Raw genomic sequence first — 21,238 nt, forward strand, 5'->3', positions numbered from 1 at the left:
TCAAAACAACTGGCGCGGCAGCCAAAGCGCCATATCGGGCCACGCGATAAGAACACCGGTAAAAGCAAGCATGAGAAGCACGAAAGGCGTTGCGCCTCGGATGACGTCAACGATCGAGCCTTGGCCGCGCACGCCTTGCACCACGTAAAGGTTCATGCCGATCGGTGGAGTAATCAGGCCGATCTCCATCATTAGCACCAGGAATATGCCGAACCACACCGGATCGATGCCGAGATGCACGATGAGCGGAAAGACGACTGGCAACGTGGCAATCATCATCGATAGCGTTTCCATGAAACAACCGAGGATGAGATAGAAAATGATCAGCAACAGTATGATTTCGATCGGGCCCGCGCCGAACTGTGAGACAAATGCAGTCAGTGCCTGTGGGATACCGAGAACTCCGATGACGAAGTTGAGGAACTGTGCGCCGACCATGATCAGAAGGATCATCGCTGAAATACGCACCGTTGCGACCATCGATTCGTGCATCAATGATATTGTGAAACGGCGCTTGGCGATCGCCACCAGGATTGAGCAAACGACGCCGATTGCCGCCGATTCTGTCGGCGTCGCCCACCCTGCGTAGATCGAGCCCATAACCACGACGAAGATGACGAAAGGTGGGAACATATCCAGAAGGCTCGCCATCTTGTCCGCGAAAGGTCGATCCGGAAGAGTCGGACCTGCAAGGTCAGGCTTCAACACGCAGATTATCGCGATCAGCATCATGAAGCAGGCTGTGAGAAGCAGGCCTGGTACAATGCCTGCGGCAAACAGTTGGCCGATCGAAGTGTTCGTCATCGATCCATAGATGATCATGTTGATCGATGGCGGTATGAGGATGCCGAGTGTGGCGCCGGCCGCGATCGAGCCGGTCGTCAGACGGTCGTCATACTTCCGTTTCTTTAGGATCGGGAGCGCAACCGTACCGATGGTGGCGGCGGTCGCGACCGAAGAACCTGAAACTGCTGCGAATACGGCGCTTGCGCCAATATTCGAATGCAGAAGTCCGCCTGGCAGCTTGCGCATCCAGTCAGACAGGCAGCGATAGAGGCCGTCCGCGACACCCGATCGCACGAGAATTTCGCCAAGGAAGACGAAGAGAGGGATGGCGGTCAGAATGAAATCGTTCTGGCCGCTCCACATCTGATTACCGAACCCGAGCAGGGTCGGCCAGCCGAGAAAGGCCCAAGCGCCGACAAAGGCGGTGAGGAAAAGCGCGACTGCCACCGGCAAGCCGATCAGCATCAGCCCGAGCATGACGAGAAAGCCTATCGAGGCTCCAAAAATACCGATCATCAGCGGAAAGCCTCCGAATTATTGCCAATCTCAACGCGTTCCTCTTCGATAATCTCATCAAGCGTCTTGATGCCGTAGAAACGGTTGAGCTGGCGGCGGTTCTTCACCGCCAGCAGCGTGGCATGCAGGGCAATCAGCGTCGCGGTAATACCGAAGACCACGAGACCAGCGACCCAGGCCAGTTGCGGCATCCAGAGCGGTGTCATCAGCGGCGTGCCCGAGAGCGAACCGAATTCGAGGCTTTCCGACAGTGCAGCCCAACTGCGCCAGGCGATGAATGCAGCCATCAGTGCGACACACCAGCACGATATCAGGTTCAGGATAACTTGGGGGCCGGTGCCGACGCGCTCCACAATGATCTCAACACGGGTGTGGGCCCGTTCCATAAGCGCATAGGAAAAGCCGAAGGCCGCAAGTATCGCCAGCACATAGCCGCCATATTCGTCCGAACCTTGCAGCGAAAAATTGAAGGCGGAGCGCATCACCACCTCGGCTGTAATCAGAAGTGTCAGGCCAAGCAGCATGTAGCCGGCGATCAGTGCCATCAGACGTGCGATAGGCAGAAGCGACCGCGTCATTGGGTTGTCGTTGGTGATCATGTCAAGCGATCCGTGGTGAATGGCCGGAATGAGGAGAAGGGCTGTCCAGGTGAACAGCCCTTCGCGCATCGGGTTACTTGATCGTCAGGCCGGCGGCTGCGCCAGCCGTCTTGTTCCAGGTTTCCGAGCAAGCCGCATCGATCTTGTTGCAGGTTTCCTTCCAGATCGGCAGTACGGTCTTTTCCGCCACGTCCTTGATTTTCTGACGATCGCTGTCGCTGATTGAAACCAGCTTCATGCTGAATTTTTTATGGTTGGCGCAGCTTGCTTCGCCTGTATTGCATGCGACGGCATCATCGTTGGCGGTGGTTGCGAGGTCCCACAGCTTGTCTTCCAGCGCCTTGAACTGAGTCATGAGGGCGGTCTGTTGCTCTGCTGACAGCTTTTTCCATGTGTCGAGATTCATGAAGTGGCCCTGTACCGAACCCGAAACGGAAAGGGGTAGCAGATAGGACGTTACTTCCGGCCAATTGCCTGTATTGCCTGAAGTTGGCGAGGTGACACCGCAGGAGGCGACGCCGCGCTGGAGGGCTGGATAAACTTCCGAGAACTGCAGCGTAACCGGTGTCGCACCAAAGCTTTCGAGCATGGCAGACATCGATGGCGTGAAGGATCGGACCTTCAGGCCCTTCAGGTCAGCAAGTTCCTTGATCTCCTGGTTGCAGTAGAAAACCTGAGGCCCGAAGGGCCACAGGGTCAGAACCTTGGCATTGAACTTCTGTTGCAAGCGCTGGTCAAAGGCGTCGCGATAGGCATCGACGACCTTACGGAGAGCCGGCATGTCGGTGGCAACGCCGATAAGGTCGACACCCTCGAAGAACGGATCGTCGCGGGAAGCCATACCGATTTGTACCGACATCACGTCGAAGGAGCCGCCTCGCAGCATGCGCAGAGCATCAGGCGCCTTCACTCCGACGACATCCATCGGATTGTAATTGACCGTAAGATCGACACCGGAGGCCGCGGGCAAGCCCTCGAAGAAGGAGCGCTCGATATCAACCTGTTTGTTGTTTTGGGAGAAATTGCCGGCCACTCGCATCGGCGTCTGAGCTGTCGCAGTCGTGACAGAAGCAATCAGGCTGGCCGCCAGCGATGAAGCGAGAAGAATATTGCGCATCGAGAACCCCTTTTTTGAATTCATTTATGACGCGAGTGTTGCAGATAAAAAATGTGTAGCCAACTGCAAATCGGATTTGAATGCAGAAAAAATAGACCAATAAGTGATGTGGCTAAATATTCGGCATTAAAGTTGGAATTTTATGCAAAAAGCCCAGGAATTGCGGGTTTTATGGGCATTGATGCGTATGGTTTTCACTTGCGTTTCATGATGGAATTCGGCGATAAAAGAAAGAGATTTGGCGCTCGACCTGTACTTGGTTCGATGAGGGTGCGAAATTCGGGCGCACACAATGAATGTTGGAATAGTGAGATTTTGAATGCAAAATAGTGGTATTGATATCCAGCGAACGATTATCGCGATGCTGACTCCCTCATCGAATACGGTCGTCGAACCCTTCACATGTGCGCTGGCGCAGCCGCTATTTCCGCAAGTAAGTGTGCATTTCGGCCGTTTCCGCGTTGTACGCATTGCGCTGGACAGCGATTCCAACCAGCAATTCAAGCTCGATCCCATCTATCAGGCAGCCGAGCTTTTAATGGACGCCAATCCGGATGTGATTGCCTGGAACGGTACGTCTGCAAGTTGGCTCGGCTTTGATACGGACGCGAAACTCTGCGCCACCTTTCGCGAGCGTTTCAACGTCAAGGCTACGAGTGCGATTCTCAGCCTCAATCGGCTGATCGATAAGCTGGGCGTGAAGCGGCTTGGACTTGTAAGTCCCTATACTGATGACGTGCAGCAGAGGATCATAGACAATTATCGCGATATCGGCGTCGAAACCGTGGCCGAAAGCCATTCGGGCCTTTCGGAAAACTTCGCCTTCGCACAGGTCACCGAGGAGCAAATCGCCGAAATGTGCCGGGATGTCGCAAAGTCAAAACCAGATGCAATCGTGATCCTTTGCACCAATATGCGCGGCCCGATGATCGCGGCAGAACTTGAGCAGGAACTCGGTATTCCGGTACTCGATTCGGTGGCCTTCACCCTTTGGGGGTGCCTTGAAGAGACAGGCGTGCCGATGACGGCGCTTTCCAAATTCGGCAGGATGTTTACGGTCTGATGCGGCTTCATGCGCCGCAATAATTTGCGAAATACCGGAAACCATCAATGAATGCAGACAAACAAACCGCTCCGCTCCAACGCGACGAGACGCTGGATGATGCCACGTCTGGCAGCCCATCAACGTTGCACGACAATTTGCTGACGGGGCTGCGGGCCATGTTCATGGCGAGTGAGTTGCCGGATGGATCTCGTATATCAGAGGCAGAATTATGCCAGCGTTTCGGCGTCTCACGCACACCTCTCCGCGAAGCGCTGAAGGTGATGGCTGCAGAGGGATTTGTCATACTGCGACCCAATCGAGGTGCGATTGTAGCGCCGATCGACCCGGAAGAGGTCGGGCCGCTCTTTGAGTTCAAGGGGGCATTGGAGCGGCTGATCGGGCTGACGGCGGCCGAGCGTGCGACAGACGAGGAGATCGTAGCGCTGGAAGCGATTCATCTTCAGCTCAATGAAGCACTCAGTGCCGGTAGGCACGACGAGTACACGCATCTCAACTACAAATTCCACCGCGGCCTTGCCCAGGCCACTCGCAATCTTTTGCTGATCCAGAATTATGAAACAGTCCAGCAGAAGATTTGGCGCTACCGCTTTCTGGTCAACGAGCACGACAGAAGACTGCAGCAATCCTTCGCCGAACATGAGCGCATTTTGACTGCACTTAAGGCGCGCACACCCCTAGATCTTGCCGAGCGGCTGGAATCGCACAGCCGCCTGACCGGCGAGGCAATGCTTGCCGTCGTTGCAAGCAGGAAACTCGAAACGGCATCAGCGACCGCGAAAAAGCGCCGCACTGGCGCAAGGCTATCCCCCAATCCCATCGAAACGGAGCAAGCCTGATCATGTATGACACCATCATCAAGGGAGGCCGTGTCGCTACGGCATCCGATGTCTTTACCTGTGACATTGCTATCCGCGATGGGAAGATCGTCGCCCTTGGCACGGATCTTGGAGAGGCCCGAGATGTGATTGATGCCGGCGGTCGCTGGGTCCTTCCCGGCGGCATAGACAGCCACGTCCATATCTCCCAGCCTTCGGGCGAAGGCATCGTCATGGCCGATGATTTCGAAAGTGCGACGCGTTCCGCCGCAATGGGCGGCAACACCACAATCCTGCCGTTTTGCCTGCAGGAGAGCGGACAGTCTCTACGCACGGCGATCGAGAACTACCATGCCAAGGCTGAAGGACAGTGCTATACCGACGTATCCTTTCATATGATCATTTCAGATCCGAGCCCTCAGGTTCTCGGTCAGGAACTACCGGCGCTGGTACGCGACGGCTATACATCCTTCAAAATCTTCATGACCTATGACGGTCTTGCGCTCGGCGACCTCGATATCCTGCGGGTCATGGCGGTTGCCAAAGATACCCGTGCCTTGGTGATGATCCACGCAGAAAATTACGACATCATCCGCTATCTGACCGAACAATTCGAGACCGAAGGCAAGACGGCGCCGAAATATCACGCTTCTTCTCGGCCGAAGATCGCCGAGCGTGAGGCAACTTACCGTGCCATCTCGCTGGCTGAACTGTCGGACGTCCCTCTTATGGTCGTGCATGTTTCCAACCGCGAGACGATGGAGGAAATCCGGCGTGCTCGACAGCGCGGACTGCGAATCTACGGTGAGACCTGCCCGCAATATCTGGTACTGACCGAAAACGATCTCGACGGCCTTAACATGGAGGGCGCGAAATATGTCTGCTCGCCACCGCCGCGCGATGTCGACAGTCAGGAGGCGTGTTGGGAAGGGCTGCAGCAGGATGTGTTTTCGGTATTTTCATCCGACCATTGCCCTTTTCGTTACGATGACTCGCAGGGCAAACTCACGCCAAAGGGGCGAACCAGCTTCCGCTGGGTCCCGAACGGCATTCCGGGCGTCGGTGCGCGTCTGCCGATCCTGTTTTCGGAAGGTGTCATGAAGGGGCGTATCGATATAAACAGATTCGTGGCTGTTACCTCAACCAACCATGCCAAGGCCTATGGCCTCTATCCGCGTAAGGGCACGATAGCTATTGGAGCCGACGCCGATATCGCGATCTGGGATCCGGAGATCAGACAGGTGCTCACTCATTCGATGCTGGACGACGGTTCTGATTACACCCCCTATGAAGGGCTTGAGCTAACCGGCTGGCCAATCTTGACTATGGTGCGCGGCAAAGTCGTCGTCTGCGAAGGAAAACTCTCGGCCGATAAGGGTGTCGGCACCTATCTGCCTCGCGAGATCAGCAGCTACGCCTGACGCAAGATGGAGTGCCCGTTCATGACAGGCCACTCGTTTTCATTTGCTGAGACGATGGTTCAGGCAATCGCCTATCATGCTAATATAGACCGGCCGGGCGAAAGCTAGCCGGCATTGGCCGGAGGTTTCAACCTTCCACCATGATGTTTCATCAAAGGTCGAGGGGGAAAATTACATCAAGAGCTTGAGGGCCGCGAATAGACACTGGCGGCGTAAATTATCCTGGAAATTGTCATTCAATTGCATTACCATATCGTCTTGGTATGGAGATAGTCATGGCAGCCAACGCACTCGTCCAAACACGTATTGATGCCGAAGTTCGGGATCGTGCTTCTGCCGTGCTTGAAAGCATGGGCCTCACAGTATCTGATGCGGTTCGTATCATGCTCACCCGAACCGCGAACGAGGGGGCGCTGCCTCTTGAACTTCTTTCTGGGAGCGAAGCGCATGACGCTTGGTTTCGGACCAAGGTGCTCGAAGCGTTGACCGATACTCGGCCGGATTTATCGGACGACGAGGCCGAGGCGCATTTTGCCAAACGCCGAATAGCGGCCCGCCTTAAAGCTGGTGCGGCAGAATCGTGAAGCTTACTTGGTCTGCGTACGCGTTGTCGGATCGCGACGCCATCTTCACATATATCGAGGCAGATAACCCTGCAGCCGCCGCTCTGGTCGACGAACGGATAGTCGCCGCCGTCCGTCGCTTGCTCGACTTCCCTGCCAGCGGGCGAATGGGTAGGATTGCCGGGACGCGCGAACTCGTCATCAACGGTACGCCTTATATCGCCGCCTACGCCATTACCGAAACGACAGTTCGAATTCTTCGCGTACTCCATGGCGCGCAGGAGTGGCCAGAATATCTGCCGCGGAGCTGAGCGACTACAATCAAGTGGGCCAATGGTTCAATTCCACTCTACAGCCAATACTGATGCAATTTGTCGCTCCCGGGAAGCGCTCGCCTTCACCTGAAGGCGAGCGTTGAGTGATCAGGCAGCCTTGATCTTGGTATCCGTCTGCGGATAGCGGAACTTGGTATCGGTTAGCCCTGCAGCATCCGACAACTGCGCCGCGAGAAGCTGCGCAGTCAGGATATCGAGGATCGCCCGCGCGATCAGGTTTTCTTGTGCCGGCACGCGCATGACGGTGAGCAGGGAGCCATCCCGGATCTCCGGGTTCGCGGTGACCAGAAGTACCGGGCAACCGAGCTCCTCGAGCTGGCGCGCCATCTGCAGCTCCCGTCCATCGCCGAACACGACGACGCCCGTCTTGCTGTCCATGGATTCCATCGGCCCATGGAGATAGTGGCGGGTTTCCGACGGGCCGGCGGGAATCCGGGATGCTTCTCGGATGAGGAGCGAGGCGCCGTCGGCGGTTCCGAGCGAGGCGCCTACACCGACGCAATCTATAGCGCGGCGATCGCGGAAGAGCTCGCCGAGCCTTTCCAGCTTGCTTCCCGCATCTGCAAGCACCTGTGCTGCAAGCTTTGGGATCGTATTCCAATCTGCGCTGCTACCTCCGCAGATCTTGTCGACGACGAGACCGGCAACGGCGAGCGTGCCGGTGTAACCCGTGCTCGACGGGGTGGCGTCGGAGCCGTTGTTGATCATGGCATGCAGGCCGGCAGCCTTTGCCAGCGGGCTCTCCGGATCCTTGGTGATGGCGAGTTTTGCTGCCTTCGAATTAGCATTGAGCGCATCCACGGTCTCGACGCTGCGGCCCCGGTGAGAGAGCGCGATGATCGCGTCGGCAGCATCGCCACCCATCATATCAACCTGGCGGAGCGGAAACGCCCGGCGGCCGCGACGCGTCAATTCACCGGCAACCACAGTTGCCGCGGCATAGCTGGCGCCGATGCCGGTAATGCCAATGAGGCCAGAGCCGAATGCCGAGAGGTCGAGGCCCTGGACCTCGGCGCTGGCTGCAGAAAAACTGTCGGCAAGCGATTCCGGCTGCCGCGCGATGGTGGATCGATAGCTCATGGATGGTCCTTTCAAGAAGTCTGCGTTCAGGAAGAAGAGGAAACGGGGCGGGGTGCGATGGTCGCTGCGGAATTGAGGCGGGCTGCAAGGCGGCAGGCGCCCTCGACAGGCGGGCCGGTAAACAGCCGAGCGGTCATCCCGCCGTCAAAACGATTGGTGATTTGTTCGGAAAAGGCGTTCCACAGCATCGGCTGGGAGGCGATGACGCTGCCGCCGGCAACAACCGATGTCGCCGTGGCTCCGTTGTGCTTGAGGCGCGCCACCAGATCGGCGAGCTCTTTGGCGCCGTCACGCACCACCTGGCGGGCAAGCACCGATCCCGCTTCCGCAGCCTCGAAAATGACGTGAGCATGCCGGCCGAGTTGGGCGGCGCTGCCGCTTCGCCCAATTGTGCTGCCGATGCGCGCCGCTGATTTGATCTCGAGCGCCTCGAACAGCAGCCTAACCAGGGGTTCTTCCTTGACGCCACCGTAATCAAGATGCAGAGCCACAGCTCTTGCCGCCTCGCGCATCAGGCCGGAGGCGCTGCCCTCGTCGCCGATCACCCATCCCCAACCGCCCGCGACCAGCATGCGGCCGTCGAGATTGCGGCAGACCGCGATCGATCCTGTGCCGGCCACCACCCCCATCCCGTCAACGATATCGAAGGCCGCCGGCGGCGTTGTCACGTTGTTCGACTGATGCCGGACGAAGCGCTTTCAGTTAAACTCAGGCAGTTGCGCCGGTCACGGCCTTCCAGTGCGCCATGGCGCGGATCCGATGAATGTGGGTGGCGAGGGCGGAGTGTTTTTGATGCGACGGGACGAAATGATTTCTAACCGCTGAAAACACGGGGACAAATTGTTGCAGACTGCCGACGGATCGGAAGCCCTGCATCACTCGTTCTCGTTTTCGCAGCGGCAGATGGGAATTTTCCGCACGGTTGTTAAGGCCCTTGTGAGATCTATGTTCTACGGTCGGCATCACATCTCGCTTTGCCGCCCCGTATGAACGCAGTTTATCAGTGACAATCCTCTTTGGCGCGAGGCCTTGCTTCTTCAGCAGCCTGATCAGCAATCGCTTGGCAGCCTTGGTGTCTCGACGGGTCTGCACGATCTCGTCGAGAACATATCCGTCCTGGTCGACGGCTCGCCAAAGCCAATGCTTTCGCCCGCCGATCGTTACGACCACTTCGTCCAGATGCCAGATATCCTCTCGCGACGGCGCCTTTCTGCGCAGTCGCTTTGCGTAGGCCGCACCGAATTTCCGGCCCCAGCGCCGGATCGTTTCGTAGGACACGACAATGCCGCGCTCCAGCAGCATTTCTTCCACCAGCCGCAGGCTTAACGGGAACCGGAAATACAGCCAGACCGCATGGGCGATGATCTGCGGTGGGAAACGGTGGTTCTTGTAGCTGATAGTCGGCGTGCTCATCACGTCCGGTTATCCGTCAACCGTTAAGCCACGAACAACGTGACAACGTCCCTTAAGCCACTGAAATATCTCAGGTAGCGTCGCCTCCTCCCTCATGTTCGAAGTGACATAGCCGCCTCGATTTTAGAATCGAAGCGCCGCCTTCGAAGACTTCAGTCTGTTTGCGAGGAACTCGATGCATAGCCGCACTTTGGCGGCTGCAAGCCGGGTGTGCGGGAAAACGACGTGGATCGGCGCTGCAGCAAGATGAACGTCGGGGAGGATAATCTCTAGCTTGCCGCTTTCGATGTCGTCATAAACGTCCCAGATCGACTTCAGGACAAGGCCAGCTCCCGAAAGCGCCCAGCGGTGAGCAAGCTCGCCGTTGTTGGTCGTAAGCCTGCCCATGACATTGACGCTGCGGCCGTCGGCGAAGGTCCAATGGGTATTCGGCGGCTCGCCAAAGGCAATGACCTCATGACGGATCAGGTCTTCTATTGTTTCGGGCCTTCCGCGGCGATCGAGATAGGCGGGCGCGCCGCAGATGACGCGCCTGTTCGGTGCAATCTGCCTGGCGACAAGACTGGAGTCGGCAAGCGCGCCGAAGCGGATCGCGAGATCGTATCCGCCTTCAACGATATTTGTGAGGCTGTCGTCTGTGTCGAGATGCACGAGCAGGCCGGGATGCATGTCTTGGAATTCGCTGAGCAACGGCGCGATCCATCGGATGCCGAAGGCGAAGGTCGATGTGACCTTCAGTACACCGGTCGCGGTATCCCTTCCGCTCGATGCTTCCGTTTCGGCATCGTCGATCTCCGCCAGGATCTGGACACAGCGGTCATAAAACCGCGCGCCTTCATCGGTCAGCGCCAGAGACCGCGTCGTCCGATTGATGAGCCGGACCCCCAGCCGCTCTTCCAGCCTCGACAGCTTGCGGCTGACCACCGCCAGCGAGAAGTTCAGCTCGCGCGCAGCACCGGACAGACTGCCCGCCTGAACCACCCGCACGAACACCAGCATGTCGAGAAAGTTGTCGCTCATATTCTTGCTGATATCGCAAGAGACCGTCGACAACAATCTCTGTTATCGCAAGAGAGGTGGAACGCTAATTTACGGCTATCGAAACCAAACGCGGAGAGATGGACATGACATCGTTGAACCAGAAGCGCGTCCTCATTGTCGGCGGCAGCTCCGGCATCGGACTTGCGGTCGCACAGCAGGCGCATGCCGCAGGAGCCACAGTGACGATCGCATCGAGGTCGGCTGACAAGCTCGGCGAGGCAGCGGCCTCGGTCAATCCTCCGATGGCCACCGCTGTGCTCGACACCGGCGACGCCGCCGGGATCGAGGCCTTCTTTGGATCCCATGAGGCATGGGATCACATCGTCATATCCGCCGCTCAGACGCCCAGCGGCCCGGTTCGCAAGCTTTCGCTCGACGATGCCAAGAAGGCGATGGAAAGCAAATTCTGGGGTGCCTACAGGGTCGCAAAGGCCGCAGGGATAACGGAACGCGGCACGCTCACCTTTATTTCCGGGTTCCTGAGCGAGCGCCCATCGGCTTCGTCGGTCCTGCAAGGCGCGATCAACGCAGCACTGGAATCGCTCGCCCGCGGTCTGGCGCTAGAACTGTCTCCCGCTCGGGTCAATGCCGTTTCGCCAGGCCTGATCGACACGCCGCTGTGGTCGAAGATGGAGGAAGCGAACCGCACCGCGATGTTCGAGCGCGTCGCCGGCAGTCTACCTGCCAAGACAGTGGGCAAGCCATCCGATATCGCCAACGCCGTCCTCTTCCTGATGACGACACCCTTTGCCACCGGCTCCACCGTGCGTGTCGATGGCGGCGGCGTGATCGCGTGACGCCATGCAACTCGATCATGTCACACTGCGAACGGCGGACCTCGAAGAAACCCGGCATTTCCTGCAGGACCTGCTTGGCCTGACCGTCGGCTTCCGACCGGACTTCAGCTTTCCTGGGTACTGGCTTTATCGCGGCGACGAGCCGATCGTCCATCTTATTCCCGGCGGCGGTGCGGCCGTCAGCCGGGATGCTGAAGTGATCGACCATGTCGGCTTCCGGCTCGAAGGATACGGCGCTTTCCGTCGGAGGCTGGATGAGACAGGAATCCGATATTCCACCATGGATCTTCCCGAGCTCGGGGAACAACGGCTGTTTGTCCGCACCCCGGGCGACATCCTTCTCGAACTCGTCTTCCGGGACGACGTCAAAACCAACTGATCAACCGAAACAGGATTGAAGACAATGATCAAGAACGCTGTGACAGGCGGCCTTGCGGCTGCCGCTATTGCAATGTCGCTGTCAGCTCCGGCCTTCGCCGCGGCACCGCTGAAGATCGACGACATCGTCCATTCCGCGAAGCAATCACATGCCGAGGCGTCTGCGGAGACGGCAGCCCGGCATTTCTACAGCTTTTGGAACACCGGAGACGAGGCTGATCTCAAGACTGCGATCTCGCCGTCCTTCACCGACCACACGCTGCCCGATGGCCGTCCGCAGGGACCTGATGGCCCGGCTTTCGCGTCAAAGACGTTCCGCGCCGCCGTTCCGGACCTTTCCGTCGAGGTTCGCAAAATGGTGTTCTCCGGCAACTACGTCACCGTCCACATGGTGTTCCGTGGTCATTTCACCGGGACGTTCGCCTCTGCCAAGGGGGTGGGTCAAACAATCGAGTTCATCGCGACTGATCTTTTGAAAGTGGCCAATGGCAAGGTAACGGACAATTGGCACATCGAGGACAATCTGACGCTGCTCAAACAGATGGGCGTCGTATCGATGAAGTGACGGTGGGCTCACGCCTTCGGCGGCGTCAGCCCCAGATAGCCAAACACGGCCTGCCGGGTCCGGCTGCGCAGAGCGATCCCATCCAGCTCCTGCCTGATGCCTGCCATGTCCGTCATCCCGCGCGTAATCGCCATCACGTCGAAGGCCAGGGTTTCGAGATCGGTGTCGATCTTGAGGTCGGCCTTGCTCAAGACGGAGGTGAGCGCCGGGTGGATCACGTCGACGACGCTCTTCTCACGGGCGTGGTTCGGCAGACGGTCCTCCTCGATATCGAGAAGGCGGGCGAGCGCCGGCCGCCGCAGTTGATGGGCGACTCCCGCATCGGTCATCATGGCAAGCGCGGTTCGCCAGTCGTCTTCGTAACTCGCCCTCTCGACGTCGGCAAACAGGTCAGCGGTCTCGCGCTGGATCAGGGCGATCGTGATGGCGTCCTTGTTCGGAAAATACTGGTAAAGCGATCCGATGCTGACACCGGCGCGATCGGCCACCGCATTGGTCGTGTACCCCTCCAGCCCGCGTTCTTCCAGAATGCGAGCTGCCGCTTCGACTATGATTTCGACAGTGACCGCGGAACGCGCCTGAACCGTTTGTTTTCTGGGACTTAGTTTGGGTTTTCGCACCATGTTCCGCGCCCGGTCAAAGCGAGTTTGTGAGGCAGGCAGAGGGCCATATCCTTCTTCCATCGTCAATCGAGTTTCGAAGAAAGAACAGCCATGATCACCGTAGATACCGACACCTGCGCATTCCTGCTTCGCGCCGCCACCGACCAGATCGCGGCCTCGCTTGATCGTCCTTCGCAGGCGGACGATATCGCATCCGTCATCCGGTGGGTGCGCTCCAGGAGTGCGCGGGCAGCCGCCGATCTGCGCGGTCAGCTCGCCACGCGCTACCCTGACATCGGCTGGACGGGCGAGGAGGACATGCCGGATGATCCGAATGCCGCCTACTGGGTCTACGACCCGATCGACGGAGCCTACCATTTCCTGCAGGGCCTGCCGCTGTGGTCGAGTTCGCTAGCATTAGTCGTCGGTGGGCGCTGCGTCTTCGGGATCGTCTATGATCCGACCTCGAACGAGCTGTTCATCGCCCGCGAAGGTCAGGGTGTGACGCTGAACGGAGAGCGCGTGACGACCCGGAACAAGACAGACCTCAAAGGCGCTGTTCTCGGATCGGCCGTCCCGCCGATCGCCCAGGTCGGACCGGAAGAGCACGCCGAGGCACTCCGACTGCTGGAACGCGTGACCGGACAAGTCTTCGTCGTCCGCCAGATGGCCTCGGCATCCCTGCAGCTTGCCTACGTCGCCGCTGGTCGGCTCGATGGCTACTTCGAGGTCGGTCATGACATTCCCGACTGGCTTGCCGGTGCATTGCTGGTCAAGGAGGCCGCCGGCGTCGTTACCGATCTATCGGGCAACGGCTTCGGCTGGTCGTCCAACGGCCTGCTTGCCGCTTCGCCCAACATCCATGCACAGCTTTTGAAAGTCGCGGCATCCGCTGCGCCCATCGTACGTGCTTAGGCGCGATCAACCAGGTCCGGTCCTCATCGGCAACGCGATCGCACTCGGAAAGCAGCGCCTTTTGTCGGCTGACAAACGACAAGGAGAATAAAATGCCTATTGCGATCTACGCGCTCACGATCGCAGCCTTCGGGATCGGTGTCACCGAATTCGTTCTCATGGGCCTTTTGACCCAGGTCGGGACGGCCCTCAACGTATCAATCCCAACGGCCGGACTGCTGATATCAGGATATGCGATCGGCGTTGCTGTCGGCGCGCCGGTCCTGACCGTTCTTCTATCAGGCTGGTCCCGCAAGAAGGTTCTCCTGGCGCTGATGGTCATCTTCACCATTGGCAATCTCGCCTGTGCGCTGGCGCCGAGCTATTCGTTCCTGCTCGCCGCGCGTGTTGTGACGGCGCTGGCCCACGGCACCTTCTTCGGCGTCGGCTCGGTCGTTGCGACCTCGCTGGTCAAGCCGGACCGCAAGGCATCCGCCATCGCCGTCATGTTTACGGGACTGACCGCGGCGAACATCCTCGGCGTGCCGTTCGGCACCTGGCTCGGCCTCGAACTCGGCTGGCGGGCGACCTTTTGGGCCGTCACCACGATCGGCATCGTCGCTCTGGCGGTGATCGCCCGTTACGTTCCTTCTGATCACGGTGCGACCGCTGCCAGTGACTGGCGCGCCGATCTCCGGGCGATGATGAATCCTTCTGTCATCATTAGCCTGTCGGTCACGGCGCTCGGGTTCGCCGGGCTGTTCACAGTCTTTACCTACATTGCCCCGCTGCTGACGGAGGTCACGGGATTTAGCGAGGCTGCATAGCGGCAATCAAGGTGAGATTCAGCGTCAATCAGGATGAGACTTGCGCCGGGGTGTGACGAAGTGAGGGCGTAGCCCGATCGTAGTCATACCCCGGCGTGGCGCAGATTTTCGGCGTCTCAAGATCGCGGTCGGTCCGGTACATTTGCGGTTTTCTGGATTGGAGAACCAGTTTGTGCCGGGTCGCCATTTAACCGATCATCAGATGAGACTCTTTATGAAGTACCGACAAACGCATTCCGTAGAGATCGCCGCGGCAAAAAGCGTCGATCAGCCGAGCCACGGCATACCGCCTCGACAAGAAGGTACACCTACCATCTCAGAGCAAAGCGCCGCGTGGACGTCGCCGCCCTGATCCCCTCGAGCCGATTTTCGAGACTGAAGTCGTCCCGCTGCTGAAGGCCGCCCCTGGCATCCGTGCCGTCGCCGTCTACAACGAGATGCTGCGCCGACATCCAGAACTATCTGAAGGTATCCGCCGTACGCTTGAACGACGCATCCGGTCGTGGCGTGCTGTCAATGGCGAAGCGCAGGAGGTCATCTTCCGCCAGACGCACGAGCCAGGCCGACTGGGCCTTTCGGATTTTACCGACGCCAGCGGCCTTGGTGTAACGATCGCCGGCCAGCCGCTTGATCATCTGTTCTATCACTTTCGGCTCGTCTGGTCGGGCTTCGAACACGCCCATGTCATTCTCGGCGGGGAAAGCTTCGTCGCGCTGGCCGAAGGACTTCAAAATGCCCTGTGGTCCGTGGGTGGTACGCCGCTTTATCATCGCAGCGACAGCCTGTCGGCGGCATTCCGCAACCTCGATGCCGACGCCAGGGTCGATCTCACACACCGTTACGATCAGCTTTGCTCCCATTATCGGATGACCCCGACGCGCAACAACAAAGGTGTCGCGCATGAGAACGGCTCGATCGAAAGCTCGCATGGTCATCTCAAAAACGCTGTTCACGATGCCCTGCTGATGCGGGGCACCAAGGAATTCGACGATCTCGGTTCTTACCGCGCTTTTGTCGACGAGATCGTCAGCCGTCGCAAACGCTGCCCATGGCAGGCGTATCGATGCAGAGCGGTCCCATCTGCAGTCGCTGCCTGAGCGCCGGACCACGGACTTCGAGGAGATTGTTGTCACTGTGTCCCGGACGGGCGGCTTCACCCTGCGCAAGGTCTTCTACACCGTGCCGTCCCGCCTGATCGGCCACAGGTTACGAGTTCGCCTGTTCGACGATCGGCTGGATGTCTTCGTTGGCGGCACGCATCTGATGACGTTGCGCCGGGGACGTGGCCACGCTGACGGGCGACACGACCAGGTCGTCAACTACCACCACGTCATCCATTCCCTGCGTAAAAAGCCGATGGCACTCCGTGGCCTCGTTTATCGCGACAAGCTCTTCCCGCGAGAAGAATATCGCAAGGCCTTCGAGGCCCTGACCGAACATCTTCCCGATAAGCAGGCTTGCAAGATCACCGTTGAGCTTCTGGCACTGGCGCATGACCGCGGCTGCGAACGCGAACTTGCCGAAGAATTGGCCAGGACACTCGATGCTGGTGAGTTACCCAACCTGGCTGCCATGCGAGCGCTCTTCGGTCCGGACCCGGCCAAGCTGCCGACCGTTCATGTGCAACTCGCATCGCTTAACGGTTATGAGGCCCTGATCGGGACGGGAGAAGCCGCATGAAGAACGCACACGCCATCGATGAAGCACGGCTCGGTATCATGCTCAACGAACTTCGGTTGCCGACAATTAAAACGCTTTGGCCGCAATTTGCCGAGCAGGCGGACCGGGAAGGATGGCCAGCAGCTCGATTCCTGTCGGCTATTGCCGAGCACGAGCTGGCAGAACGTGCAAATCGCAGGATTGAACGGCATCTCGCCGAAGCGCACCTGCCGCCTGGAAAGACCTTGGACAGCTTCGCCTTTGACGCTGTACCTATGATCTCGAAGGCCCAGGTCATGGCAATTACCGCCGGCGACAGTTGGCTCGCCAAGGGAGCGAACATCCTCATGTTCGGTCCGCCCGGCGGAGGAAAGAGCCATCTTGCTGCTGCCATCGGTCTCGCGCTGATTGAGAACGGATGGCGGGTCCTGTTCACCCGAACCACCGATCTTGTGCAGAAGCTTCAGGTTGCCCGTCGAGAACTCCAGCTTGAATCAGCCATCGACAAACTCAACAAATACGACCTGCTCATCCTCGATGACCTCGCCTACGTCACCAAGGACCAGGCGGAAACAAGTGTGCTCTTCGAACTGATCTCGGCCCGATACGAGCACAGGTCGATCCTGATCACCGCCAATCAGCCGTTCGGAGAGTGGAACAGGGTCTTTCCCGATCCTGCCATGACACTCGCCGCAGTCGACCGGCTCGTGCACCATGCCACGATCTTCGAGATGAATGTCGAAAGCTATCGCCGCAGAGCAGCACTTGAGGAAAAGCGCCAGCGAGGCCGACCCGCTTCGTTTGCGACAATCAGGACCTCAACGCTGTCTGTCGCGGAGCGGCAATCAGAAAATGACGAAGAACTTGTCAGCGACAATCAGCATGATAATCTGACCCCGACCGCGACCTAAGAATCTCATCCAGATTGTCGCCCGCGTCTCATCCTAATCGCCGCGCTATAGCGAGGCAGCGGTCTCTCCGATCCTGCTGGTCTTTGGCGGTGGCCTCGTCCTCGGCAACCTTGCAGGTGGCAAGATTGCAGATCGCTTCCTGCAGGCGACGGTCATCGGCACATTGCTTGCTCTGGCCACGGTTCTGGTCGTCTTCGGCCTCGTGGTCCACAGCAAGATCCTGACTATCGTGCTGGTAGCCCTGCTGGGTGCCGCCGCCTTCTCGACGGTCGCTGAACATCGGCGCAGCTTTGGCCGTGGCAATACCGTCTATGATCCCTGGCACTATGTCCCTGTCCTTGCTCGCAAACCCGGTGCCTTGCGCAACGGCGCTCCCTTCCGCGAATGGGTTTTGCCAGCCGCAATGGAGAAGGTCCGCAAGCGACTGAAGAGCGTCGATGACGGTGATCGGCAGATGGTCACCATACTCGGATGCGTTCCCGCCGATGGTCTCGCCGCCGTTGAGGCTGCCTGCCAGGAAGCGCTCGATCACGGCGTCTGCTCGGCCTCGGTTATCATCAACATTCTGGCGCGAAGCCGCGATCCAGCTCCCGCTGCAACCCTGCAAATCCCGGATGCGCTTCGGCTTGCCCATGAGCCGGTCGCCGACTGCGCCCGTTACGACAGGCTCAGGAGAGTAAGTTGATGGAACGCACACAGGTTCTCGAACTGATGAGCACGCTGAAGCTCTACGGAATGCGCAGCGCCTACGACGAGGTCATGGGAAACGGTATCAAACGGCAGCACGAGCCGCCTCACATTGTCGGCGACCTCCTGCAGTCGGAGATCGCCGAGAAGCAGGCACGCTCAATCCGCTACCAGCTCAGCATCGCCAAATTGCCGTTGGCAAAAGACATCGACGACTTCGACTTCGCCGACACGGCTGTCAATGAATCCCTGGTGCGGGAACTGGCCATCGGCACCTTCGTCGCCGACCAGCGCAACGTCGTTCTCGTCGGCGGCACAGGAACAGGCAAGAGCCATCTGGCTATCGCGATTGCCCGTTCGCTCATCCGTTATGGGACGCGTGGGCGATTCTATAATGTCGTTGATCTGGTCAACCGCCTGGAAACGGAAACACGCAACGGCAAGCAAGGTCGAATAGCAGATTACCTCACGCGCCTCGACTTCATCATCCTTGATGAGCTTGGCTATCTGCCGTTCGCGCAGGCCGGAGGTCAGCTCCTCTTCCACCTGATCAGCAGGCTCTACGAGCGCACCTCGGTCATCGTCACGACGAACCTTGCCTTCGGCGAATGGCCGTCGGTGTTTGGTGATGCCAAGATGACGACAGCACTCCTCGATCGCCTGACCCATCACTGCGAGATCGTGGAAACAGGAAACGAGTCCTGGCGCTTCAAGGGCGTTGTCACGTTGTTCGTGGCTTAACGGTTGACGGATAACCGGACGTGATGAGCACGCCGACCATCAGCTACAAGAACCACCGTTTCCCACCGCATATCATCGTCCATGCCGTCTGGCTGTATTACCGTTTCCCGTTAAGCCTGCGGCTGGTGGAAGAAATGCTGCTGGAGCGCGGCATCGTCGTGTCCTACGAAACGATCCGGCGCTGGGGCCGGAAATTCGGTGCGGCCTACGCAAAGCGACTGCGCAGAAAGACGCCGTCGCGAGAGGATATCTGGCATCTGGACGAAGTGGTCGTAACAATCGGCGGGCGAAAGCATTGGCTTTGGCGAGCCGTCGACCAGGACGGATATGTTCTCGACGAGATCGTGCAGACCCGTCGAGACACCAAGGCTGCCAAGCGATTGCTGATCAGGCTGCTGAAGAAGCAAGCCCTCGCGCCAAAGAGGATTGTCACCGATAAACTGCGTTCATACGGGGCGGCAAAGCGAGATGTGATGCCGGCCATTGAACATAGATCACACAAGGGCCTTAGCAACCGTGCGGAAAATTCCCATCTGCCGCTGCGAAAACGAGAACGAGTGATGCAGGGTTTCCGATCCGTCGGCAGTCTGCAACAATTTGTCCCCGTGTTTTCAGCGGTTAGAAATGATTTCGTCCCGTCGCATCAAAAACACTCAGCCCTTGCCACCCACATTCATCAGATCCGCGCCATGGCGCACTGGAATGCCGTGACCTGCGCAACTGCCTGAGTTTAACTGAAAGCGCTTCGTCCGGCCTCAGTCGAACAACGTGACAACGCCTTTCTGAACGTTCGTGACAATTGGTGGCGAATAAGTCACATATCGCTTGATATCTGAGGTGATTGTTGCGCACCCGTGGGCGCAGTAACCTTGAGGTGATCGATAAGCGCTTCGGCAACGACCTCTGGAGACTCTTCCAGCAGCCAGTGAGAGCCTCCTTGCAGTTCGACGAAGCGATAGGAAGCGTTGACATGCGCGCTTGTCGCTTCCGCCGCGGCCCGGCCAAGCGCCTGATCGTTGCTTCCCCAGATAAATACGGTGGGCACGTTAATCCTGCCGATGCGGATGTGAAGATCGAGTGCCCGGTACCAGCTCAGTCCAGCCGTCAGCACGCCGGGCTGTGACAAGCGGGATACGTAATCATCGAGACGCGGTTTCGGCAGCTTGTCCTTGAATACTCGCTTCAGCGCGCTGGCGCCACGTCGCAAGAGCAGCCATTCCGCGACATGGAAGGGAAGCCGAAAAACAGTGATATAGCGTGAGCGCCGCTTTTGATCCCTGTCGGTCCGGCGGGCCTCCAGCAGTGCATCGACATGCGGTGTCGAAACGATCGATAGCGACTGAAGCCGATCCGGATATCTGGCTGCAAGGCTCCAGGCGACGATACCGCCCCAGTCATGACCGGCCAGATGAAACCGCTCCAGACCAAGAGCGATTGCGATTGCGAGCACGTCGGCGACAAGGTCATCCACCGCGTAATCGCGTACTGTTTCGAGCCGCGCACCTGCCGAATAGCCGCGTTGATCGATGGCGATCGCGCGATAGCCGGCTTTTGCCAGCGCCACTGCCACTTCCGCCCAGCTGTCGGCGAATTGCGGGAAGCCATGAAGGAGAAGGACAGTTTCCCCTTCTTTCGGCCCGCACGCCAGGCCCGAGAACACCATTCCGCGAGCAGCCAGGGTGAATTCCTCGATATCCATCCAGGGTGCGGCCTGATTGCCGATATCCGTCATTGCGCAGAGGCATCTGCCGGCTGCCTTTTCCATCCGGCATCAGCGATCCACTTGAGTGCCGAAAGACTTGGCATGAACAGATATTCGCCGCCCTTCATGACGTTGAAGGTCTGAACGCCGTCGACCCGCTTACGAACCGGAGTCTGCGGAATGGTGAACTGGCCATCTTCTTCGTGCAATCCCACGATCGGATCTCGCTCTTCCCCGAGATCGACAAAGTTACCCCGGTTGATCCATTCCTGCTGCATGAACTCGATCGTGTCATAGGCCCGCGCGCTGATGAAGATGAAGAAAATTCCCCGGTCAGCCTTGCCGTCATCTTGCGGCGTGACATCCTCTGAATAAACCGGACCAAACGTCGATGATCTGCGAATGATGCGATGGATGTTGACGTCGGTCAGCAGGGTCAGCTCGGAGTCGCGCGGATTGAGGAATCCAAGGTCTTGCAGGTAACTGGCGGAGAGTAAATACAACCTGGCGGAGAGGGTGGGATTCGAACCCACGATACCCTTGCAGGTATGCCGCATTTCGAGCGCGGCGCATACCACTTTGCACCTCTCAGCCGGAATAAACTACAAGGTTCGCGCGGGCACACCACCGATTATCGCAGACGGCATTAGGATTCTGAACTTGCGACAACAGCACTTTTCACTCTCACTGCCGCGTCGATCACGAGCCTGAGCTCACGTTTCC

General features: G+C 58.6%; 22 protein-coding genes and 4 pseudogenes. 16 read left to right on the forward strand and 10 right to left on the reverse strand.

Annotated features, from left to right (window positions below; genetic code table 11):
* From AGR2A_RS24225 to AGR2A_RS24235, 3 genes are read right to left on the reverse strand one after another with little or no spacing between them, the layout of a single operon-like run.
* Positions 1-1,302: a TRAP transporter large permease gene (locus AGR2A_RS24225; RefSeq protein WP_072492921.1), complete on the reverse strand. Its 1,302-nt coding sequence runs from the start codon at positions 1,300-1,302 to the stop codon at positions 1-3.
* Positions 1,302-1,970, reverse strand: coding sequence for a TRAP transporter small permease subunit (locus AGR2A_RS24230; protein WP_234797322.1), 669 nt, complete (start codon positions 1,968-1,970; stop codon positions 1,302-1,304). The genes AGR2A_RS24225 and AGR2A_RS24230 overlap by 1 nt, the downstream gene beginning before the upstream one ends.
* 4 nt (positions 1,971-1,974) lie before the next feature.
* Entirely contained in the window at positions 1,975-3,018 is a 1,044-nt protein-coding gene (locus tag AGR2A_RS24235) for a TRAP transporter substrate-binding protein (protein WP_072492920.1), read from the reverse strand.
* Between the two features lie 51 nt (positions 3,019-3,069).
* Between AGR2A_RS24235 and AGR2A_RS29265 the strand changes: the two genes are divergently transcribed.
* From AGR2A_RS29265 to AGR2A_RS24260, 6 genes are all read left to right on the forward strand, one after another.
* A complete protein-coding gene (locus AGR2A_RS29265) occupies positions 3,070-3,348 on the forward strand; it encodes a hypothetical protein (RefSeq protein ID WP_139786400.1) in 279 nt (92 codons plus the stop codon).
* A 31-nt stretch (positions 3,349-3,379) separates the two neighbouring features.
* Entirely contained in the window at positions 3,380-4,081 is a 702-nt protein-coding gene (locus tag AGR2A_RS24240; protein ID WP_234797321.1) for a maleate cis-trans isomerase family protein, read from the forward strand.
* Positions 4,082-4,128: 47 nt separating this feature from the next.
* Positions 4,129-4,920: a GntR family transcriptional regulator gene (locus AGR2A_RS24245; protein ID WP_080823395.1), complete on the forward strand. Its 792-nt coding sequence runs from the start codon at positions 4,129-4,131 to the stop codon at positions 4,918-4,920.
* Positions 4,921-4,922: 2 nt separating this feature from the next.
* Entirely contained in the window at positions 4,923-6,320 is a 1,398-nt protein-coding gene (hydA, locus tag AGR2A_RS24250; protein WP_072492918.1) for a dihydropyrimidinase, read from the forward strand.
* 275 nt (positions 6,321-6,595) lie between these two features.
* Complete coding sequence (locus AGR2A_RS24255) at positions 6,596-6,904, forward strand: type II toxin-antitoxin system RelB/DinJ family antitoxin (protein WP_072493407.1); 309 nt, start codon at positions 6,596-6,598, stop codon at positions 6,902-6,904.
* Positions 6,901-7,194, forward strand: coding sequence for a type II toxin-antitoxin system RelE/ParE family toxin (locus tag AGR2A_RS24260; RefSeq protein ID WP_072492917.1), 294 nt, complete (start codon positions 6,901-6,903; stop codon positions 7,192-7,194). The genes AGR2A_RS24255 and AGR2A_RS24260 overlap by 4 nt, the downstream gene beginning before the upstream one ends.
* Positions 7,195-7,305: 111 nt before the next feature.
* Here the strand turns inward: AGR2A_RS24260 and AGR2A_RS24265 are convergent, their stop codons facing one another.
* The 4 genes and pseudogenes from AGR2A_RS24265 to AGR2A_RS24280 all read right to left on the reverse strand — a co-directional run bounded on the left by AGR2A_RS24265 (position 7,306) and on the right by AGR2A_RS24280 (position 10,731).
* Positions 7,306-8,298: an SIS domain-containing protein gene (locus AGR2A_RS24265; protein WP_072492916.1), complete on the reverse strand. Its 993-nt coding sequence runs from the start codon at positions 8,296-8,298 to the stop codon at positions 7,306-7,308.
* A 26-nt stretch (positions 8,299-8,324) separates the two neighbouring features.
* Entirely contained in the window at positions 8,325-8,966 is a 642-nt protein-coding gene (locus tag AGR2A_RS24270; protein ID WP_080823396.1) for an N-acetylglucosamine kinase, read from the reverse strand.
* A 40-nt stretch (positions 8,967-9,006) separates the two neighbouring features.
* Positions 9,007-9,724, reverse strand: a pseudogene (locus tag AGR2A_RS24275) (IS6 family transposase).
* 110 nt (positions 9,725-9,834) lie between these two features.
* On the reverse strand, positions 9,835-10,731 hold the full coding sequence (locus AGR2A_RS24280; protein ID WP_072492914.1) for a LysR family transcriptional regulator: 897 nt from the start codon (positions 10,729-10,731) through the stop codon (positions 9,835-9,837).
* A gap of 104 nt (positions 10,732-10,835) precedes the next feature.
* Between AGR2A_RS24280 and AGR2A_RS24285 the strand changes: the two genes are divergently transcribed.
* Genes AGR2A_RS24285 through AGR2A_RS24295 form a run of 3 tightly spaced genes read left to right on the forward strand, consistent with a single transcriptional unit; the run spans position 10,836 to position 12,492 of the window.
* On the forward strand, positions 10,836-11,549 hold the full coding sequence (locus tag AGR2A_RS24285) for an SDR family oxidoreductase (protein ID WP_072493406.1): 714 nt from the start codon (positions 10,836-10,838) through the stop codon (positions 11,547-11,549).
* A gap of 4 nt (positions 11,550-11,553) precedes the next feature.
* A complete protein-coding gene (locus AGR2A_RS24290; RefSeq protein ID WP_072492913.1) occupies positions 11,554-11,928 on the forward strand; it encodes a VOC family protein in 375 nt (124 codons plus the stop codon).
* A gap of 24 nt (positions 11,929-11,952) precedes the next feature.
* Positions 11,953-12,492, forward strand: a complete 540-nt coding sequence (locus tag AGR2A_RS24295; RefSeq protein WP_072492912.1) for an ester cyclase — start codon at positions 11,953-11,955, stop codon at positions 12,490-12,492.
* Positions 12,493-12,500: 8 nt separating this feature from the next.
* Here the strand turns inward: AGR2A_RS24295 and AGR2A_RS24300 are convergent, their stop codons facing one another.
* Positions 12,501-13,115: a TetR/AcrR family transcriptional regulator gene (locus tag AGR2A_RS24300; RefSeq protein ID WP_072492911.1), complete on the reverse strand. Its 615-nt coding sequence runs from the start codon at positions 13,113-13,115 to the stop codon at positions 12,501-12,503.
* 90 nt (positions 13,116-13,205) lie between these two features.
* Here AGR2A_RS24300 and AGR2A_RS24305 point away from each other — a divergent pair, with 90 nt between their 5' ends.
* The 7 genes and pseudogenes from AGR2A_RS24305 (at position 13,206) to AGR2A_RS24335 (ending at position 19,541) form a co-directional block, all read left to right on the forward strand.
* Complete coding sequence (locus AGR2A_RS24305; RefSeq protein WP_072492910.1) at positions 13,206-14,009, forward strand: inositol monophosphatase family protein; 804 nt, start codon at positions 13,206-13,208, stop codon at positions 14,007-14,009.
* Positions 14,010-14,101: 92 nt separating this feature from the next.
* A pseudogene (locus AGR2A_RS24310) lies at positions 14,102-14,812 on the forward strand (MFS transporter); the annotation flags it as partial.
* Positions 14,813-14,987: 175 nt separating this feature from the next.
* Positions 14,988-16,495 (forward strand): annotated as a pseudogene (istA, locus tag AGR2A_RS24315) (IS21 family transposase).
* Positions 16,492-17,385, forward strand: coding sequence for an IS21-like element ISRel5 family helper ATPase IstB (istB, locus tag AGR2A_RS24320; protein ID WP_037095010.1), 894 nt, complete (start codon positions 16,492-16,494; stop codon positions 17,383-17,385). The pseudogene istA and the gene istB (AGR2A_RS24320) overlap by 4 nt, the downstream one beginning before the upstream one ends.
* A 268-nt stretch (positions 17,386-17,653) precedes the next feature.
* Positions 17,654-18,061, forward strand: a pseudogene (locus AGR2A_RS24325) (IS21 family transposase); the annotation flags it as partial.
* Positions 18,062-18,069: 8 nt separating this feature from the next.
* Positions 18,070-18,813, forward strand: coding sequence for an IS21-like element helper ATPase IstB (istB, locus tag AGR2A_RS24330; protein WP_072528513.1), 744 nt, complete (start codon positions 18,070-18,072; stop codon positions 18,811-18,813).
* A gap of 23 nt (positions 18,814-18,836) precedes the next feature.
* A complete protein-coding gene (locus tag AGR2A_RS24335; RefSeq protein ID WP_139786402.1) occupies positions 18,837-19,541 on the forward strand; it encodes an IS6 family transposase in 705 nt (234 codons plus the stop codon).
* An 86-nt stretch (positions 19,542-19,627) separates the two neighbouring features.
* Here the strand turns inward: AGR2A_RS24335 and AGR2A_RS24340 are convergent, their stop codons facing one another.
* Both AGR2A_RS24340 and AGR2A_RS24345 read right to left on the reverse strand, forming a co-directional pair.
* Entirely contained in the window at positions 19,628-20,545 is a 918-nt protein-coding gene (locus AGR2A_RS24340; protein ID WP_201736458.1) for an alpha/beta fold hydrolase, read from the reverse strand.
* Positions 20,542-21,093, reverse strand: coding sequence for a hypothetical protein (locus AGR2A_RS24345; RefSeq protein WP_234797320.1), 552 nt, complete (start codon positions 21,091-21,093; stop codon positions 20,542-20,544). The genes AGR2A_RS24340 and AGR2A_RS24345 overlap by 4 nt, the downstream gene beginning before the upstream one ends.
* Positions 21,094-21,238: the final 145 nt, after the last annotated feature.

It is taken from the genome of Agrobacterium genomosp. 2 str. CFBP 5494 (assembly GCF_900013495.1).
Lineage (GTDB): Bacteria > Pseudomonadota > Alphaproteobacteria > Rhizobiales > Rhizobiaceae > Agrobacterium > Agrobacterium pusense.

What these genes read in the sequence shown, in the direction of transcription:
- AGR2A_RS24245 (WP_080823395.1), top strand. Translation starts at nt 4,129, where the DNA reads ATGAATGCAGACAAACAAACCGCTCCGCTCCAACGCGACGAGACGCTG.
- AGR2A_RS24295 (WP_072492912.1), top strand. Translation starts at nt 11,953, where the DNA reads ATGATCAAGAACGCTGTGACAGGCGGCCTTGCGGCTGCCGCTATTGCA.
- AGR2A_RS24255 (WP_072493407.1), top strand. Translation starts at nt 6,596, where the DNA reads ATGGCAGCCAACGCACTCGTCCAAACACGTATTGATGCCGAAGTTCGG.
- hydA (WP_072492918.1), top strand. Translation starts at nt 4,923, where the DNA reads ATGTATGACACCATCATCAAGGGAGGCCGTGTCGCTACGGCATCCGAT.
- AGR2A_RS24225 (WP_072492921.1), bottom strand. Translation starts at nt 1,302, where the DNA reads ATGATCGGTATTTTTGGAGCCTCGATAGGCTTTCTCGTCATGCTCGGG.
- AGR2A_RS24235 (WP_072492920.1), bottom strand. Translation starts at nt 3,018, where the DNA reads ATGCGCAATATTCTTCTCGCTTCATCGCTGGCGGCCAGCCTGATTGCT.
- istB (WP_037095010.1), top strand. Translation starts at nt 16,492, where the DNA reads ATGAAGAACGCACACGCCATCGATGAAGCACGGCTCGGTATCATGCTC.
- AGR2A_RS24285 (WP_072493406.1), top strand. Translation starts at nt 10,836, where the DNA reads ATGACATCGTTGAACCAGAAGCGCGTCCTCATTGTCGGCGGCAGCTCC.
- AGR2A_RS24290 (WP_072492913.1), top strand. Translation starts at nt 11,554, where the DNA reads ATGCAACTCGATCATGTCACACTGCGAACGGCGGACCTCGAAGAAACC.
- AGR2A_RS24230 (WP_234797322.1), bottom strand. Translation starts at nt 1,970, where the DNA reads ATGCGCGAAGGGCTGTTCACCTGGACAGCCCTTCTCCTCATTCCGGCC.
- AGR2A_RS24300 (WP_072492911.1), bottom strand. Translation starts at nt 13,115, where the DNA reads ATGGTGCGAAAACCCAAACTAAGTCCCAGAAAACAAACGGTTCAGGCG.
- AGR2A_RS24265 (WP_072492916.1), bottom strand. Translation starts at nt 8,298, where the DNA reads ATGAGCTATCGATCCACCATCGCGCGGCAGCCGGAATCGCTTGCCGAC.
- AGR2A_RS24280 (WP_072492914.1), bottom strand. Translation starts at nt 10,731, where the DNA reads ATGAGCGACAACTTTCTCGACATGCTGGTGTTCGTGCGGGTGGTTCAG.
- AGR2A_RS24340 (WP_201736458.1), bottom strand. Translation starts at nt 20,545, where the DNA reads ATGACGGATATCGGCAATCAGGCCGCACCCTGGATGGATATCGAGGAA.
- AGR2A_RS24335 (WP_139786402.1), top strand. Translation starts at nt 18,837, where the DNA reads ATGAGCACGCCGACCATCAGCTACAAGAACCACCGTTTCCCACCGCAT.
- AGR2A_RS24305 (WP_072492910.1), top strand. Translation starts at nt 13,206, where the DNA reads ATGATCACCGTAGATACCGACACCTGCGCATTCCTGCTTCGCGCCGCC.
- AGR2A_RS24240 (WP_234797321.1), top strand. Translation starts at nt 3,380, where the DNA reads ATGCTGACTCCCTCATCGAATACGGTCGTCGAACCCTTCACATGTGCG.
- istB (WP_072528513.1), top strand. Translation starts at nt 18,070, where the DNA reads ATGGAACGCACACAGGTTCTCGAACTGATGAGCACGCTGAAGCTCTAC.
- AGR2A_RS29265 (WP_139786400.1), top strand. Translation starts at nt 3,070, where the DNA reads ATGTGTAGCCAACTGCAAATCGGATTTGAATGCAGAAAAAATAGACCA.